This window comes from Polaromonas sp. (assembly GCF_012927485.1).
Taxonomy (GTDB): domain Bacteria; phylum Pseudomonadota; class Gammaproteobacteria; order Burkholderiales; family Burkholderiaceae_C; genus Polaromonas.
This window is the reverse complement of sequence record NZ_JABBPC010000035.1, coordinates 93,736-109,139: the sequence shown is the minus strand read 5'-3', so window position 1 is coordinate 109,139 and position 15,404 is coordinate 93,736. Positions and strand designations below refer to the sequence as shown.

Sequence of the window (15,404 nt, the reverse complement as noted above, 5' to 3'; positions counted from 1 at the left end):
TGAGGGGAAGGCAAACTGAAAGGCAGTCGGCAGGGTCTAGCGAAAACTGATGTCTTTGCGAATGGCCGCACTATAAAGCAAGGCCATCACCCCGATAGCGACCGCCAGCCACAAGGTAAGCAGCCGGACGAGTACGGTGATGGTCAGCGCCTGGCCGGGCGTCGCGCTCTGCGCCACCAGCAAACCGGTGAGGACGGCCTCGGTGCCGCCCAGCCCGGCGGGCAAGGCCGATAACGCGCCGGCCACCATGGCCACCGCGTAAAAGCCCACCGCTGTGGCGACACCTAAAGACACGCTCATATGGGTGCAGATCAACCAGACCGCGATTCCCTGCACGACCCAGGCGCTCAGCGTCAGCGCGAACCAGACCAGCGGACGCACGGCCAGGCAATGCCAGGCCTCTTGCAGCCAGGCAAACCGCTGCAGCAGCACACGTCGGTACTTGGCCAGCCCACCCAGCACTATCGCGGCGACCAGTAGCACGGCCACGACCAGCCCGACTAACCAGGAGGGTGCCGGCTGCATTGCGCTCTGCGCCAGCGCCCATCCCGCGGCGGGCAGGCACAGCAGCAGCAGGCACAGCAGATCGGCCAAGCGCTCGGCACCGAAGATCGCCAGGCTTTGCCTGGCACCCAAGGGGTTGCGCGCCAACATCAGGCCTCTTACTGCCTCGCCAACATTGCCCGGCGTGGGCGTGAACGCATAGCCTGCCAGATACAGGCGAAGGCCTTCGAGCCAGCCGAAATGGCGCCCATAGTGCGCCATCCACAAGCGCCAGCGGATTCCCCGCAGCAAATAATTAAGCAGGCACAAGACGGCCGCCTGCAAGCCGGCCCAAGACCATAAGCGGACCAGCGAGATCTTGGGGCTGTCGCCCCAGATCAGCAGCGCCGCCGCGTAAGCTGTGGCCACCAGGCCCAGCACAAGCAACAGTTTTTTAATCGGCAGCTTGACCGGCAACTTGACTGGAAAAGAGCCCGCTTGCGGCCCGGTGTTTCGAGTCACAGCCAGTGACCCAGAAAGATTGCCAGCCACAGCGCGCCGGCTGCCAGAATCCACGGGTCCCGCACCAGGTCCCGCGCCACGTCTTCACCGCGCCCGCTATGCACCTGGTAGGTGTAGCGCAGCATGCCAAAAATCACCACAGGTACGGTGTAGAGCAGGCGCTCACCATGTTGAAGCTGCGCCTCCGGGGTGGTCGCAAACAAGCTGTAGGTCGTCAGCGTGGCGGTCATGGTCACGGCGATGAAAGTGTCGAGCAGCGCGGCCGGGTAGTGCGCCAGCACAGCGCGTTGGCTGGCCTCGTCTTGAAAACTCTCGGCCTTGCGTTTGCAAAAGCCGAGGAACAGCGTCAAGAAAATCCCGGTGAGCAATAGCCAACGCGAAGGCGGAATCCCGACGGCCAAAGTGCCTGCCAACAACCGAAGCATAAATCCCGCCGCAATAATTGACACATCGACTACCGGCACCTGTTTGAGCCGCCAGGAATAGGCCACGTTGATCAATGCATAGGCGCCCAGCAACCCCAGCAAAATAGCATTGTTCGCGGCCAGCAAGACGCCTGCAACCAGCAGCAATCCGGCCAAAATCAAGGCCGCCGGCGCCGATACCGCTCCGCTGGCTAAAGGTCGGTTGCGTTTGGTGGGGTGCAACGCGTCACTGTCGCGGTCGTACCAGTCATTAAGGATGTACACCATGCTGGAGAAGCAACAAAACGCGGCAAAGGTATAAAAAACACGCAGTACCAGCGGCCCATCGTGCAAGGACTGGCTGAACACCAGGCCCGCAAATACAAACGCGTTCTTCAGCCACTGGTGCGGCCGCATCAACTGGATTAGCCGGATCAACGCGAGCAAGAACGGAGGCAATGAAAGCATCAAGAGAGTAGGGAGAGCATTCGGTCTGAATGCAACGTTGAAGCATAACTGACTGCGCTCCCGACAGAAATTCCCGAACCGAGCCAAAATAACACCATGGCTCTAGCATTCCCCTCTCCCCTCCCGCAAGTTTCTCAGCGTGCGCTGCAACTGATTCAAACGCTGGTGCGGATGAACACGGTCAGCCACAACTCCAACCTGGCGCTGATCCATTTCGTGCGCGACGAGCTTCAGCACCTTGGAGTAGCCAGCCGTATCACCACCAACGCTGACAAAACCAAAGCCAATCTGTTTGCGACTTTGGGCGAAGGCAAATCAGCGGGCGTCATTCTCTCGGGGCATACCGATACGGTGCCTTGGGATGGGCAAGACTGGACACTCGATCCCCTGTCGGCCATCGTCCGGGACGGCAAGCTGTACGGGCGCGGCAGCTGCGACATGAAAGGGTTTATCGGCATGGCGTTGGCGCACGCCGCTGATTTTCTAAACAGCGCAGCGCCTTTTGCGGTTCATTTGGCCTTGAGCTACGACGAAGAAGTCGGTTGCATGGGCGTGAAGGAGCTGATTGCGGACCTGAAGGATGCGGGTATTGCACCACTGGCCTGCATCGTGGGTGAGCCCACCAGCATGCTGCCCGCCACCGCCCACAAAGGCGTGTATCGCTACAAATGCTGTGTGCGCGGCAAAGAGGCGCACTCGTCGCTCACCCCGCAATCGGTCAATGCGATCGAGATGGCAGCGCGCGTCATAGGCAAGTTACGCGACATGGCCGAAGGCTTTGAGGCCAACGAACCCCGCTACGAAGGGTTTGATGTTCCCTTCAGCACGGCCAGCGTCGGGCAATTCCATGGCGGCATCGCCGACAACGTGGTGCCGCGCGACGCTGAGTTCCGCTATGAATTCCGCAATCTGCCGAACGCCGACGCCCTTTCAATGCAAAAAGAGGTCCTGGCCTTTGCTGAACGCACACAACCAGCCATGAAAAAGATAGCGCCAGAATCGGGATTCAGCTTTGAAACGCTTTGTGAAGTACCCGCTTTTCTGGGTTCATCGAAGGATGCCGTGAGCCAGTTGGCGCAACGCCTCGCGGGGGCCGACCACACCACGCTGGTGGCGTTTGGCACAGAGGCGGGATTATTTCAAAGCGCCGGCATTCCCACTGTGGTGTGCGGCCCGGGCAGCATTAACCAGGCCCACCAGCCGGATGAATTTGTGAGCCTTGAGCAATTGGCGCGTTGCCAAGCCTTCATGCACGGGTTGGTGGCGACGCGGAATCTTGCCTAACCCAAGGCTACTTCCCGCGTGGCACCAAGTGCTGGGCGGGACGCGTCACGCCGCTTACTGCTGACGGGGTTTTGCAAACCCAACACCGGCCACGGGCGCTGTGCCCGCCTTTTCTGCGTTGGGAGTGACCAGCTTTTGCTGGGCTACCGCTCCGTTGTACGCTGAGCCTGAAGTGACGCCCGGCTGGGCCTGGAGAACTTCGGCTCTGACTTCCGCACGGGTTTTAGTCACCGGAGCCTTCATCTGGTCAAACAGGTAAGAATTAAAGGTGTCAGCCGATGCAGCCATGCAAGTCATGGCACCAACCGCCACAACAGCGGCTGCGATAAATTTTGATTTCATGATGGATATTCCTCTTGAAGTTAATGTGACATTCCGGGCATGGCGGACTCATCATCCTGTCTGTCCAGCCTCGGTGAGTCGCCTTATAAGGCTCTGGCTCATCGATAGATCGACTGTATTCCTCTGAAATAGATAGAAAAAGTGCACAAAGAACAATAAATTGATGTTAAAACAGCAACAATGGCCACCATAACCAGGAAGACACCATGGACCGACTTCAATCTATGCGCGTGTTTCAGCAGGTAGTGGACGACGGGAGCTTTGCTGCCGCAGCGCGAAAATTTGACATCTCCGCCGCCGTGGTGACTCGCCTGGTAAGCGATCTGGAGAGCCACCTGGGCGTGCGGCTACTGCAGCGGACCACCCGCCGCCTGTCCCTGACCGATGCTGGCGAGGTCTACCTAACCCGCGTGCGCCACATTCTTAACGACATCGACGACGCGCATGCGGCGGCACAGGCACACGTTCAAGAAATGTCGGGTGTCATCCGCATCCTGACGCCCCCGATCTTTGGCGTGCATGTGCTGGCACCGCTGGTGGCTGAATTCGGACGGCGCTATCCCAAAGTGGTGCTCGACATTCATGTGGACACGCCCTTGGTGCCGCCCATAGAAGATTACGACCTGACCCTGCTGGGCGTCAGCGACACCTTTGACGCCAACATCGTCGCCCGTCCGATCGCCTCGTCAGACAGCATCCTGTGTGCATCGCCGGTCTACCTCAACCGCCATGGCATTCCTGAACGGCCCGAAGATCTCGTCCATCATCGCTGCTTGCGCATCAAGCTGCCGGCCAATCGGCACCGCACCTGGCACCTGATCAACCCGGAAGACGACAAGCGTGAATTGGAAGTGCAGATCGAACCGGCGCTGCTGGTTAATCACACCGACACCCTGATACGGGCCTGCGTCGACGGTGCCGGTATTGGCAGCCAGTCGATAGATCTGGTGGCGACCCTACTCAACAATGGCCAGCTGCAGCGAGTTCTGTCGCCCTGGATCACAGGAAGGAATACGCTTTATGTCGCGCTGCCAAGCCGCAAATTCATTCCGGCGCGAACCAGTGTATTTCTGGAATTTGTGACCGAATACACGCGCGCTGTGATCAAGAAATTAGATACGTTTCAAGGCTAAGCGCCTTTGCAAACCCGGCGGCTACGGCAGTCTTGCGGCGTGGAGTACATCCTCGATAGACTGTCGCTTTATCCGGTTTTCCGCCATCACGACTGTCCACGCGGGCAGCCGCTGTAGAGTTCAGCCATGAGCCACACTTTCTCCCTTGCCCCCGATACCCCAGCGCTTGAAGCCAGTCAGACGCCTGAGTCGAAGCCGACACAGGTGCGCGGAGCCTGTCCCCACGACTGTCCAGACACTTGCTCCCTGCTGACAACCGTAGAGAACGGCGTGGCCACCAAGGTTCAGGGCAACCCCGATCATCCGCAGACGGGCGGCGTGCTGTGCAACAAAGTCTCGCGTTACGCCGAGCGCACCTACCATCCCGAGCGCCTGCTGTTGCCGCTCCGGCGTTCGGGTCCTAAAGGCAGCGGCCAGTTCGAGCCTGTGAGCTGGGCCACGGCGCTTAGCGAGATTGCGGCGCGGCTAAAACCCATCGCGGCACGCAATCCTGAGGCTATCGCGCCCTATAGCTATGCCGGCACCATGGGGCAGGTGCAGGGTGAAAGCATGGCCGGACGCTTTTTCAACCGACTGGGCGCGTCGTTGTTACACCGTTCGATTTGCTCTACAGCCGGCGGCGAAGGCTTGCTGCACACCTTGGGCGGCAAGGTCGGCATGCGCGTGGAGTTTTTTGCAGAGTCCAAACTCATTCTCATCTGGGGCAGTAATTCCATCGGCAGCAACCTGCACTTCTGGCGCTATGCACAGCAGGCCAAACGCGACGGCGCCAAGCTCGTCTGCATTGATCCCCGCAGGAGCGAGACGGCGGAAAAATGCCATGAACACATTGCCCTGCTGCCGGGAACCGATGCGGCGCTCGCGTTGGCGCTGATGCACGAGTTGATTACCCACGACTGGCTGGACCGTGACTACATTGCGCGCCATACGCTGGGCTGGGAGGCCTTGCGCGAACGAGCGCTGCAGTGGAGCCCGGAGCGCGCCGCCCAGGTATGCGGTGTACCTGTCGAGCAAATTAAAGCGCTCGCACTCGACTACGGCCAATGCCTTGTCCACCAGCAACCTGCCGCCATTCGCTTGAACTATGGCATGCAGCGCGTCCGGGGGGGCGGCAACGCCGTCCGCGCTGTGGCCTGTTTACCGGCGCTGATTGGTGCATGGCGGCACCGTGCTGGCGGTGTGCTGTTGAGCAATTCGAGCTTGTTTCCGGTCGACAAAGCCGCACTGCAACGCCCCGAACTGCTGAATGGCCGGCAACCGCGCACTCTCAACATGATCACCCTCGGCGACGACCTCCTGCGCGAAACTTCCCCGCAGTTTGGCCCAAAAATCGAAGCGCTGATTGTGTACAACAGCAACCCGGTGGCAGTAGCGCCCGAGTCCGGCAAGGTGGTACGGGGCTTTTCCCGCGAAGACTTGTTCACCATCGTGCTGGAGCACTTTCAGACCGATACCGCCGATTACGCCGACTACATTCTTCCCGCTACCACTCAACTGGAACATTGGGATGTGCACAGCGCCTACGGCCACACGGACGCCCTGCTCAACCGTCCGGCCATCGCGCCGCTCGGCCAGGCCAAGCCAAACACCCAGATTTTTCGCGAGCTGGCGACCCAGATGGGTTTCACAGATGCGTGCTTCGCCGACAGCGACGAGACGCTGTGCCGGGCAGTCTATGGCGACAAGATCGATTTCGAGACCCTGTTGAGCCAGGGCTTTGCAACCTTGAAACTGGCCGATGCGCCGTTTGCCGAGGGCCACTTTCCCACGCCCTCAGGTCGATGCGAGTTCTTCAGCGAACGACTCAAAGCCCGAGGCCTGGACGGACTGCCCGACCATGTTCCCAACTACGAAACCGTGGGTTCGTCCCGCCAATTTCCGCTGGCCCTGATCTCGCCCCCCGCGCGCAACTTTCTCAACTCCAGCTTTGTCAACGTGAAAAGCCTGCGTGACATCGAAGGCGAACCGGTACTGGAGATTCACGCGCAGGATGCGAAAGCACGCGGTATCACCAGCGGCGCCATCGTCAAGGTATTCAACCAACGTGGCGACTACCTCGTCAAGGCAAAGGTGTCACCGCGCGCCCGACTCGGCGTGGTCAATGGGTTGGGCATTTGGTGGCGCAAGCTCGGGCTGGACGGCACCAATGTGAATCAGCTCACCAGCCAGCATCTGACCGACCTGGGCCAGGGGCCGGTGTTTTACGACTGCCTGGTGGAGGTGCAGCTGAGCGCGATGCAGCCCGAGTCGCAAACCGCGTGAAGAAACCAACTGCCGTGGCCCTGACATTAACTGGATTTGCAGCCGGCCTGGCAGCCTTGTGCCTGACGGGCTGCGCCGATTTAGGTTATTACTGGCAATCGGTCAACGGCCATCTGCAGATACTGCATGCCGCTCGCCCGGTCGATGACTGGTTGGCCGACGCCCAAACACCCGCGCAACTCAAGATTCGATTGGCGCTGACACAGCGCATTCGAAGCTTTGCCGTGACCGAACTCAAGCTGCCTGACAACCCGAGTTATCACCGCTACGCCGATTTACACCGACGCGCAGTGGTCTGGAACGTGGTGGCGGCACCCGAGTTTTCGCTCACGCTCAAGACTTGGTGCTTTCCGGTTGCGGGCTGTGTTGGCTACCGCGGTTATTTCAACGAGGCGCAAGCCCGCGCCGAAGCGGAACTCCTTAGAAGCCAAGGATTCGAGGCCAGCGTGTACGGCGTGCCCGCGTACTCCACGCTGGGCTGGATGAACTGGGCGGGCGGCGACCCACTCCTCAACACCTTCATCGTTTATCCGGAAGGTGAGCTGGCCCGACTGATCTTTCACGAACTCGCGCACCAGGTGGTGTATGCCCCGGACGACACCCTATTCAACGAGTCATACGCCACCGCCGTCGAGCGCTTGGGTAGCCGCCGCTGGTTGGACCGTCAAGCCAGCGCCGAGGCCCGAGACGCCTACGCTGTGTTTGACGGCCGACGCCAGCAATTCCGGGCACTGACACTGACCACACGCCGGGAATTAACCGCGATCTACGAGAAAAAAGAGGCTACACCCCATGATGGACAGTCGCTGGCAGCTCTCAAAATAATAGCCATGCAGACTTTTCGCGAGAAATACACCCAACTCAAGGCGTCATGGGGCGGCTATTCGGGTTATGACCTGTGGGTGGCAGGCGCGAACAATGCGTCGTTCGGCGCGCAGGCCGCCTATGATGAATTGGTGCCTGACTTTGAGGCCTTGTTTGAGCTGGAGGGCCGGGACTGGCCGCGGTTTTATGAGGCGGTGAAGAAGCTGGCCGGTGTTGCCAAAGACGAGCGACACAAAGCGCTTAAAGCCCTGACATCAAAGAACGCGGAGATACCGAATGGCTGACATCCAAATTGAACGGGCACACACACTTGGCTTACCAGCAGCGCGCAAAATCGCTTCCAATTGGGTCGAACAGGCGGGGGAGGAATTCAACCTGACCTGCACTTACGAAGAGGGCCCGACGAGCGACTTGGTCCGTTTTAGCCGCTCCGGTGTGAACGGCACGTTGACCGTGACCCCAGACCGCTTCGAGTTGAACGCCAAACTCGGCTTTTTGTTCAGCGCCTTCAAGGGCAAGATCGAGAGCGAAGTCGAAAAAAACCTGGACGCCTTGATTGCAAAAACCACTGCCCCCAAAAAAGAAAATGAGGACCAGTAAGCCGATGAACACCCCCACGCCCACAACGCCAACGCCGACTGGCCCGCTGGCCGGTCTGAAGGTGGTGGAGCTGGGCCAGTTGATTGCGGGACCGTTTGCCGCCAAGACACTCGCAGACTTTGGCGCTGAGGTCATCAAGATAGAACCTCCTGGAACGGGTGACCCACTGCGAAAATGGCGTCTGCTCAAGGATGGCACCTCGGTTTGGTGGCAAGTGCAGTCGCGTAACAAGCGTTCGGTGGCACTCGATTTGCGGCAAAGCGAGGCGCAAGACATCGTGCGCAAACTGGCGCAGGACGCCGACGTGCTGATTGAAAACTTCAGGCCTGGCGCTATGGAGGAGTGGGGACTGGGCCCCGATGCCCTGCTGGCGCTCAATCCGCGGCTTATCCTGCTGCGTATAAGCGGCTATGGACAAACCGGACCTTATCGCGACCGGCCAGGGTTTGGCGTGGTGGCCGAAGCCATGAGCGGCCTGCGCTACCTGACCGGCGAGCCTGGCCGCGTCTCCGTGCGTGTGGGCGTGAGCATCGGTGACACGCTGGCCGCGCTGCACGGTGTCATCGGCATATTGATGGCGCTGCATCACCGCAACCAGCATGGCGTGGGCCAGGTGATTGATGTGGCCTTGTACGAAGCGGTGTTCAATTGCATGGAGAGCTTGCTGCCCGAATACAGCGCTTTTGGCGCGGTGCGTGGTCCGGCGGGTAGCGCTCTACCCGGCATCGCGCCCACCAACGCGTATCCCTGCCAGGACGGCTACGCATTGATTGCTGGCAACGGCGACAGTATTTTCAAACGCTTGATGCAGTGCATTGGTCGACCGGACCTGGCCCAAGATGCAGACCTGGCCCACAATACCGGACGGGTCGCCCGAGTCATCGAGCTTGATGAGGCGATCGGGCAATGGGCTCGGCGTCTGACAGTAGCCGAGGCGCAGGCGGCACTCGAACGGGCCGAGGTGCCGTCCGGAAAAATCTACACCATCGCCGACATTGCCAACGATCCGCACTACGCCGCGCGCGGAATGCTGCAGCAGGTTCGTATGGAGGATGGCACGCTCCTGACTGTGCCGGGTTTTGTGCCCAAGCTGTCGACGACGCCTGGCAGCCACCAGCGCAATGCGCCCACTTTGGGACAGGACACCGACGCGGTGCTGCGCGAGGTGGGCCTGACCGAAGAACAAATCAGCGCACTGCGGCAGCGCGGCGTTGTGGCCTGAGTGCTACGCACGTCAGCCTGTTTGTATTAATTTTCTGCCAACCGGATTGGTCAGCTCAACTCCGCTATCAGGTCAATGTACTGCTGCATGGCGTCGTCCTGTGAGGTGCCCTTCAGATGACTCCACGCGTCCCACTTGACTCTGGCCACCATGTCGCTGAAGCCCGGCTTTTTCTCGGTGTTGTCGCCGGTACTGCCTTGTTTGTAGAGCGCGTAGATTTTCAGCAATGTGGCGTTGTCGGGACGTTCGCTGAGATTCTTGGAATCGGCCATGGCGTTGTCGAAGGCGGTTTTCAGTGCGGACATGGAGGTGCTCCTTTTAGGAATTGATACTCAAAGAGAGACACCGCTGAGGCGTGCTCGCATAACTTCCCGGTATCTTAGCGACTCCGCCGTCAACAAGGCAGCAATGTCGCGCACTAGCGAGAACTTGCACTGAGGAAGTTCAGTTTGACCGCGATGGGCTCGCAACCGCCAGTGCCCCCCCTCAGCTGCTACCCAGTTAACCGTCTGAAGACCACGCCTTTTAAAAACGCTGGCAAGCAGCCAGGGACCCAACCGTATCTGGTCGGCGGTCACGAAGCGGCGAAGCGGAGGGAGGCGATCTCCAGCAAGCCGTCAAAAATCAGGTTGTCCACCAACTCGAACTGCACCGACATGCTGGGGGCCATCTTCCAGCCAGCGCCGCCGGTCATGATGCATTCGGGCGCTTCGCCGCAATGACGCGTGATATTTTCCACCATGCGCTGCACAGCGCCTGCAATGGCAAAGGTGCCGCCGCTGGTTAGCGCATCGCTCGTGTTGGTTGGGAAATCTCGCACGTCGCCCGTCGGCACGTGCAGCCCGGCCGTTCCCGACTCGAGCGCACGCAACATGATGCCGTGGCCGGGCAAAATAATGCCGCCCAGAAATTTGCCAGAGGCATCGATGGCCTCGACTGTGACCGCCGTTCCCACCATGACCACTACGCAGGGTTTTCGGAGACCGCGCGCCAGCAGACGATGGTGCGCCCCAATCATGGCCACCCAGCGGTCAGCGCCCAGCCGTGCCGGATGGTCGTAGCCGTTGGTCAGGCCAGCCTCTTTTGGGCTAGACACGACCCAGCGCGGGGCCACATCCCAGAGTTCCATTTGCTCGGCCACGCGCTGCTTGATGGTATCGCCAGCCACAACGCAGCCCAGAATTCGCGTCGGCGGGGGCATCGCCCGCCACTCGTCCTCGGCAAGTTTGTCGATGTTCTCCAAAAACACTGCGCCTTGAGCCAGCAAGGTGGCCCCAGGCGCAGGCGTGTCGTATTGGGCCCACTTCAAGCGGGTGTTACCCACATCTAGCGCTAGAAAAGTCATTTGGGGTGAATTATGAACAGATTTTTAATCGGGCTGAAACCGAGATCCAAGAGATTTTTCCACAGTCGGCTTCACTCGCAGTGCCGCTCTTAAATCAGGCCAAACCAGCAAGCGCGTTGGATCGCCGCCAGTTTATTGTCGACCTTGAATTTAGCCATGGCGTTGGCCAAGTGAAAATTGACGGTGCGCTCGCTGCAAAGCAGAACCTCACCGCTACCACGCGCTGTCATGCCTTGAAAAGCCAGGTTCAGGCATTCGAGTTCACGCGGGCTCAGCGGGCTGCGGGCTTCGGCGAGTGCGCGCTTCAGCAAAGGCCAGATGTTGAGCGCCGACCAGGCGAGCAGCGCGGGCTCACTGCGATCCGGCCATTGTCGTGGGCTGAAAAGATAGCATTCGAAGGCGCGCCCTGCAGTCAGCGGAAACGCGATCCGGACCACGCTCTGATAGCCATGTGCAAGCCAGAGCCTGCGCCAGCGACCTGAACTCTCAAATGCCGACTTTGAAATATCCTGCCAGGCCACAAGTGGCGCATCGGAATCCCTCCAGGGTGCGCCGAAATCCTGGCTCTTGGCCAGTGCTTCTGCAGCATCCAGCAGGCGTGGGGGATGCAGGGCCAGTACCAGCCGGTTTTCCTGAACTGCAAAAGGATCCGGGCCTAAAACCACGAGTGCTTCCACCGAAAATTCGCGCAGGGCGCGCAGCCAGTCACTCATGATGCCGTCAACGCTGACACTGTCAAAGTTAGCAGGTAGTTGCATTAGCTCACTCGAAACAAAATACTGACAATACAGCCAAAATATCCAATAGATCATCGGTCAGGCCGCAACTTTCACTAAAAACATCTCGCACTTGACTACACCTCCTTTCCTGTCCTGGCTTTCACGGCACCCGCAGCGGTATTCGCCACACTCGCCGCTGGAGCCGATTCTGCATCCAACGCCTTGGCGGCTCCGACTTCTTGGATTGTCAGCGCTAGTGGGTCAACCCTTATTCGGATTTATCTGGTCGAGCTGGCTGGTGCAAACCTATGAGAATCTTTGGCTACGTGGTTTGATGAGCGCCTTGGGCGGAGTTTTAATGCTTCCTCCGTTGATCCGCGATCTCTCGAATCAGACAGCTCGAGTATTGGTCGCTCTGATTACATGGATCGAGCTCCCTATGTTTTTCAGCTGGATGTACTTTTGCAATGCCGGTGGGACGGTTTGGCTGGCGAGCGTCTGCTCTATGATTTTGATTTATTACTATTTAACCGATTGGCGCATTGCTACGGTCGGAACCGTCGGCGCTACATTGATCGCGTGGGGTCTGTTCAGCTGGCTCATGCCCAATGGACCGCATTTAACCGCGGCGGGGAATGCGGTTGATGTTGTGGTGATCGGCTTCAGCTGGGGCTCCGCCCTTTTGTTAGGACTGTCGTCTGCCAACTTACGCCTCGAACATCTGGCCAACACCCTCGCGACCATGGGCATCATGGCCCACGAGCTGCGAACACCGCTTGCGACGGCGGCTCTGATTGGTGACGCGATCCAGCTCGAAGTGGAGCGTCAACCAGACAACCCGCGCGCACTTCAGCTGGACAAGCTCGCCTCGCGGCTGCACACGCTGGTACGCAATATGAACCACCAGATTGACATGCAAATTGCCAATGCCAAACTGTTGCAGTTGCCGCGCTACACCGAGCTGATTTCGGCAAGCAAGGTGGTTAACGACGTGGTCGCGGCCTACCCCTACCCCTCCAGTCGTCAAAGAGAGTGCGTGAAGGTGTTGATCCATCATGACTTCAACTTTCTGTCCTCCACTACCCAATTTTCACAGGTGCTGGACAACCTTATCAAGAACGCCCTGCACTCGTTAACGGCGGCGGACTCCCGATACCCGCTGGGGGCCTTGCGCCTCGAAGTGGGTCTGCTGCAGGAGCGTGGCCGTATCGTTGTAGCGGATGCTGGTATGGGAATTGACGCCGCGATGCTGCCGCAGATATTCAAACCTTTTTTCTCCAGCAACCGTGGTACGGGGCACGGCCTTGGTTTGGCTTTTTGCCAGCAAGTGGTGCAGAGCGCAGGCGGCAACATTTATGTGAAATCCGAATACGCCGTTGGCGCCATTTTTACGATCGACCTGCCTCCTAGTGGGTTGGAAATCGTTGCGAACAGCTAATTTTTGACACTCCGCATGAGCCCGACACTCCTATCCTTCCCACTGTATCGCCGCCCCGGTGGCGTAGTTTTTCTCGATGACGACCGGGACTATCTAGAAATGCTGGCCGAAGTCATGCCGCCAGACTGGTACGTACGCCTGTTTTTGCGTCCCGTGGCCTGCATTGATCAGCTACTGCAAGAAACCCCACACCTGGAGGCGGACGCTTGGCGCCAGCAGGAAATCATCAATCGCTGGCGCGAAGGGGCCTCTCTGATTACAGAAATCCTCCAATACTGGCGAGAGGACGGTGCCGCCCGCTTTGCACTCACCCGGGTCTTTGTGGTGGACTACGCGATGCCGGCCATGAGCGGACTGCGGGTTTTAGGCGAGTTGACGAGGTGGTCGGGTTCGCGAATTTTACTAACCGGTCGTGTCGATGAGCAGCTCGCTGTGTCGGCCTTTAATCGCGGCTTGATCGAACAGTTCATACCCAAGCAAACCCCCGAGATTCGCCGGCGTCTAATCGACGCCATTCAGAGCCTGGGGCATTTTTCAGATGTGCGCCATCAACAAACTTGGCGCGCCACGCTGTCGCGCGAGCAGCACGCGCTGATGTGCGACCCCTTGATTTCTCAAGCGTTGGAAGATCTGACTCTCAGGGAGGGTTGGGTAGAGCACATGGTGATCGGCGCCCCATTTGGCATACTCGCGCTTGGCCCCAAGGGCAGCGTGATCTGGGTTCAGTTGGAGCCGGCTGAAAACCTTCAAGACTTAGCTGAAATGGCCAGCACCCAAGGGTGGGATGCTATTACGGTTCAGGATATTCGCACCGGAAAAAGCCTCCTGGACCTGGAACTGCAACTGGCATTGGGCGAAAAACACACAGCAAAGCCCTATCAGGCGTTTGCTCTGGGAGGCGAACCAACACGTCTATATGCCGCCTTGTTCGAAATCGACGATAGCTTTAGCCCCGGTTTTCCCAACAGCCACGAGCGCTTTGTGATCGCTTGTGGCGAAAGACGTCTGCAGGATTAACCGGCATCCATCTGGCCCGCGCGGGCGCGTCGTGCAATAGGCCAGTCCCAAGGTTTTACGAGGGGTGCAATTTCGCGCGCCACCCATTCCACCCGATCCAGTTCCGACGCTGTTAGTCCAGCATTGAGCGTCAACCGGACCATTGCACGATTGCGGCTGGTGGCGGGTGCGCAAAATACGGCACCGAACAAATGCCGTTCTTCCAGCCGGTCGCGAAGCACCATGGTGTCGGGCTCGGTACCCGCCTCAAGCGCGATGATTTGTTCGCTGCCCTGATGGATTGGATATCCCATATCCGACAAGCTGGCGCGCAGACGCCGGGTGTTGGCATGCAGTCTGATCCGCGCATCGTCGCTTTGGCGAATCACGTCTAACGTGGCTCGCAATCCCGCAATTTCATGCGGCAGCAAGCAGGAACTGAAAATATTGGGATAGCTGTGGTGGAGCACGAAGTAACGCAGCTCAGCCGGAACTGTAAAGAAACCGGCGCGACCCGCAAAGGCCTTGGCCAGACTTGCAGTAATAAAGTGCACTCGGTCGGTCAGTCCGAGTTCGGCGCACAGTCCCGCTCCTTTCGGGCCGTGGGTGCCCAGCGAATGCGACTCATCGACCAAAATGGTGCAACTATGCTGCTCGACTACGTCCACAATTTCAGCCAATGGGCACAACGCGCCGGTGGTGCTGTAGACCGAATCCACCACCACGATGCCGGGACCGTGACGGGCAATCATGCGGGAAAGATGAGCGGGGTCGTTGTGACGAAATGGATACGCCGGAGCGCGTGCTGCACGTACACCTTCCCACAATGATGTATGGGCCAGCGTATCAAGATAAACAGGAGTTTTTTCATCGGCAATCGCCTGCAGCAGTCCGACATTCGCAGAGTAGCCTGACTGGCAGACAAAACCGTCCTCCTTGCCTACCCAAGCCGCAAGTGACGCTTCAAGTTCGCGCGATGGATGTGCATCGAGCAAATAAGCGCCCGACTGGATCACGGTTTCATTGTCACGCTGCAGCGTCCCTATCTGGGCCCGAACAATATCCAAATTTCCCGATACGCCAAGGTAGTCATTGCCGTCGAGTCGAATCGATTCTGGGCCGGGGCTGCGTCCATGCAAAATACATTTCCCACCCCACTGCGTTTCCCAATGCGGCATAAACTGCTTCTCTAACCGCTCGCGCAACTGAGGCAACATGTGGGGGTTGCGGGAGTTTGAGGCTGTGAGTTTCGGGGGACTTTCGAGTACTTGCATAAGGTTGTTCCGTTCATAAAAAACAACCTTATTGAAAACTTTCTAAAAAATTTACGCGTTCATACCCCTGTCAGAACTAACAGGGTT

15 protein-coding genes are annotated in these 15,404 nt (G+C 58.9%); 8 read left to right on the top strand and 7 right to left on the bottom strand.

All coding sequences use genetic code 11. The annotated features are described in order from the left end of the window. Positions 1-36 precede the first annotated feature (36 nt). Complete coding sequence (locus HHJ16_RS14235) at positions 37-1,005, bottom strand: lysylphosphatidylglycerol synthase transmembrane domain-containing protein (RefSeq protein WP_296901618.1); 969 nt, start codon at positions 1,003-1,005, stop codon at positions 37-39. Next, positions 1,002-1,877 (bottom strand): decaprenyl-phosphate phosphoribosyltransferase, encoded by an 876-nt coding sequence (locus HHJ16_RS14230; RefSeq protein ID WP_296901616.1) that lies wholly within the window; start codon positions 1,875-1,877, stop codon positions 1,002-1,004. The genes HHJ16_RS14235 and HHJ16_RS14230 overlap by 4 nt, the downstream gene beginning before the upstream one ends. 96 nt (positions 1,878-1,973) lie before the next feature. On the opposite strand from HHJ16_RS14230, the gene argE reads away from it, so the two are divergent. Next, positions 1,974-3,161 carry an acetylornithine deacetylase gene (gene argE, locus HHJ16_RS14225; protein ID WP_296901614.1) on the top strand — a complete coding sequence of 396 codons (1,188 nt, stop codon included), beginning with the start codon at positions 1,974-1,976 and terminating at the stop codon, positions 3,159-3,161. A 54-nt stretch (positions 3,162-3,215) separates the two neighbouring features. Here argE and HHJ16_RS14220 read toward each other — a convergent pair whose 3' ends face one another. Then, complete coding sequence (locus tag HHJ16_RS14220) at positions 3,216-3,503, bottom strand: DUF4148 domain-containing protein (RefSeq protein WP_296901613.1); 288 nt, start codon at positions 3,501-3,503, stop codon at positions 3,216-3,218. Positions 3,504-3,709: 206 nt separating this feature from the next. Between HHJ16_RS14220 and HHJ16_RS14215 the strand changes: the two genes are divergently transcribed. The 5 genes from HHJ16_RS14215 to HHJ16_RS14195 all read left to right on the top strand — a co-directional run bounded on the left by HHJ16_RS14215 (position 3,710) and on the right by HHJ16_RS14195 (position 9,545). Beyond that, a complete protein-coding gene (locus HHJ16_RS14215) occupies positions 3,710-4,636 on the top strand; it encodes a LysR family transcriptional regulator (protein WP_296901612.1) in 927 nt (308 codons plus the stop codon). 126 nt (positions 4,637-4,762) lie between these two features. Continuing rightward, a complete protein-coding gene (locus HHJ16_RS14210; protein WP_296901611.1) occupies positions 4,763-6,898 on the top strand; it encodes a molybdopterin oxidoreductase family protein in 2,136 nt (711 codons plus the stop codon). After that, complete coding sequence (locus HHJ16_RS14205) at positions 6,895-8,007, top strand: aminopeptidase (RefSeq protein ID WP_296901609.1); 1,113 nt, start codon at positions 6,895-6,897, stop codon at positions 8,005-8,007. The genes HHJ16_RS14210 and HHJ16_RS14205 overlap by 4 nt, the downstream gene beginning before the upstream one ends. Then, entirely contained in the window at positions 8,000-8,323 is a 324-nt protein-coding gene (locus tag HHJ16_RS14200) for a polyhydroxyalkanoic acid system family protein (protein ID WP_296901607.1), read from the top strand. The genes HHJ16_RS14205 and HHJ16_RS14200 overlap by 8 nt, the downstream gene beginning before the upstream one ends. Positions 8,324-8,327: 4 nt before the next feature. Beyond that, positions 8,328-9,545, top strand: coding sequence for a CaiB/BaiF CoA-transferase family protein (locus HHJ16_RS14195; RefSeq protein WP_296901605.1), 1,218 nt, complete (start codon positions 8,328-8,330; stop codon positions 9,543-9,545). A gap of 50 nt (positions 9,546-9,595) precedes the next feature. On the opposite strand, the gene HHJ16_RS14190 is transcribed toward HHJ16_RS14195, so the two are convergent. The 3 genes from HHJ16_RS14190 to HHJ16_RS14180 form a co-directional block, all read right to left on the bottom strand. After that, on the bottom strand, positions 9,596-9,850 hold the full coding sequence (locus HHJ16_RS14190) for an acyl-CoA-binding protein (protein ID WP_296901603.1): 255 nt from the start codon (positions 9,848-9,850) through the stop codon (positions 9,596-9,598). A 269-nt stretch (positions 9,851-10,119) separates the two neighbouring features. Next, positions 10,120-10,890, bottom strand: a complete 771-nt coding sequence (locus HHJ16_RS14185; protein WP_296901602.1) for a type III pantothenate kinase — start codon at positions 10,888-10,890, stop codon at positions 10,120-10,122. 89 nt (positions 10,891-10,979) lie between these two features. Then, entirely contained in the window at positions 10,980-11,648 is a 669-nt protein-coding gene (locus HHJ16_RS14180; protein ID WP_296901600.1) for a LuxR family transcriptional regulator, read from the bottom strand. Between the two features lie 400 nt (positions 11,649-12,048). Here HHJ16_RS14180 and HHJ16_RS14175 point away from each other — a divergent pair, with 400 nt between their 5' ends. Both HHJ16_RS14175 and HHJ16_RS14170 read left to right on the top strand, forming a co-directional pair. After that, on the top strand, positions 12,049-13,047 hold the full coding sequence (locus tag HHJ16_RS14175) for a HAMP domain-containing sensor histidine kinase (protein ID WP_296901598.1): 999 nt from the start codon (positions 12,049-12,051) through the stop codon (positions 13,045-13,047). Between the two features lie 15 nt (positions 13,048-13,062). Next, positions 13,063-14,064 carry a response regulator gene (locus HHJ16_RS14170; RefSeq protein ID WP_296901596.1) on the top strand — a complete coding sequence of 334 codons (1,002 nt, stop codon included), beginning with the start codon at positions 13,063-13,065 and terminating at the stop codon, positions 14,062-14,064. On the opposite strand, the gene cqsA is transcribed toward HHJ16_RS14170, so the two are convergent. Beyond that, positions 14,061-15,317 carry an alpha-hydroxyketone-type quorum-sensing autoinducer synthase gene (cqsA, locus tag HHJ16_RS14165; RefSeq protein WP_296901594.1) on the bottom strand — a complete coding sequence of 419 codons (1,257 nt, stop codon included), beginning with the start codon at positions 15,315-15,317 and terminating at the stop codon, positions 14,061-14,063. The genes HHJ16_RS14170 and cqsA overlap by 4 nt on opposite strands. Positions 15,318-15,404 lie beyond the last annotated feature (87 nt).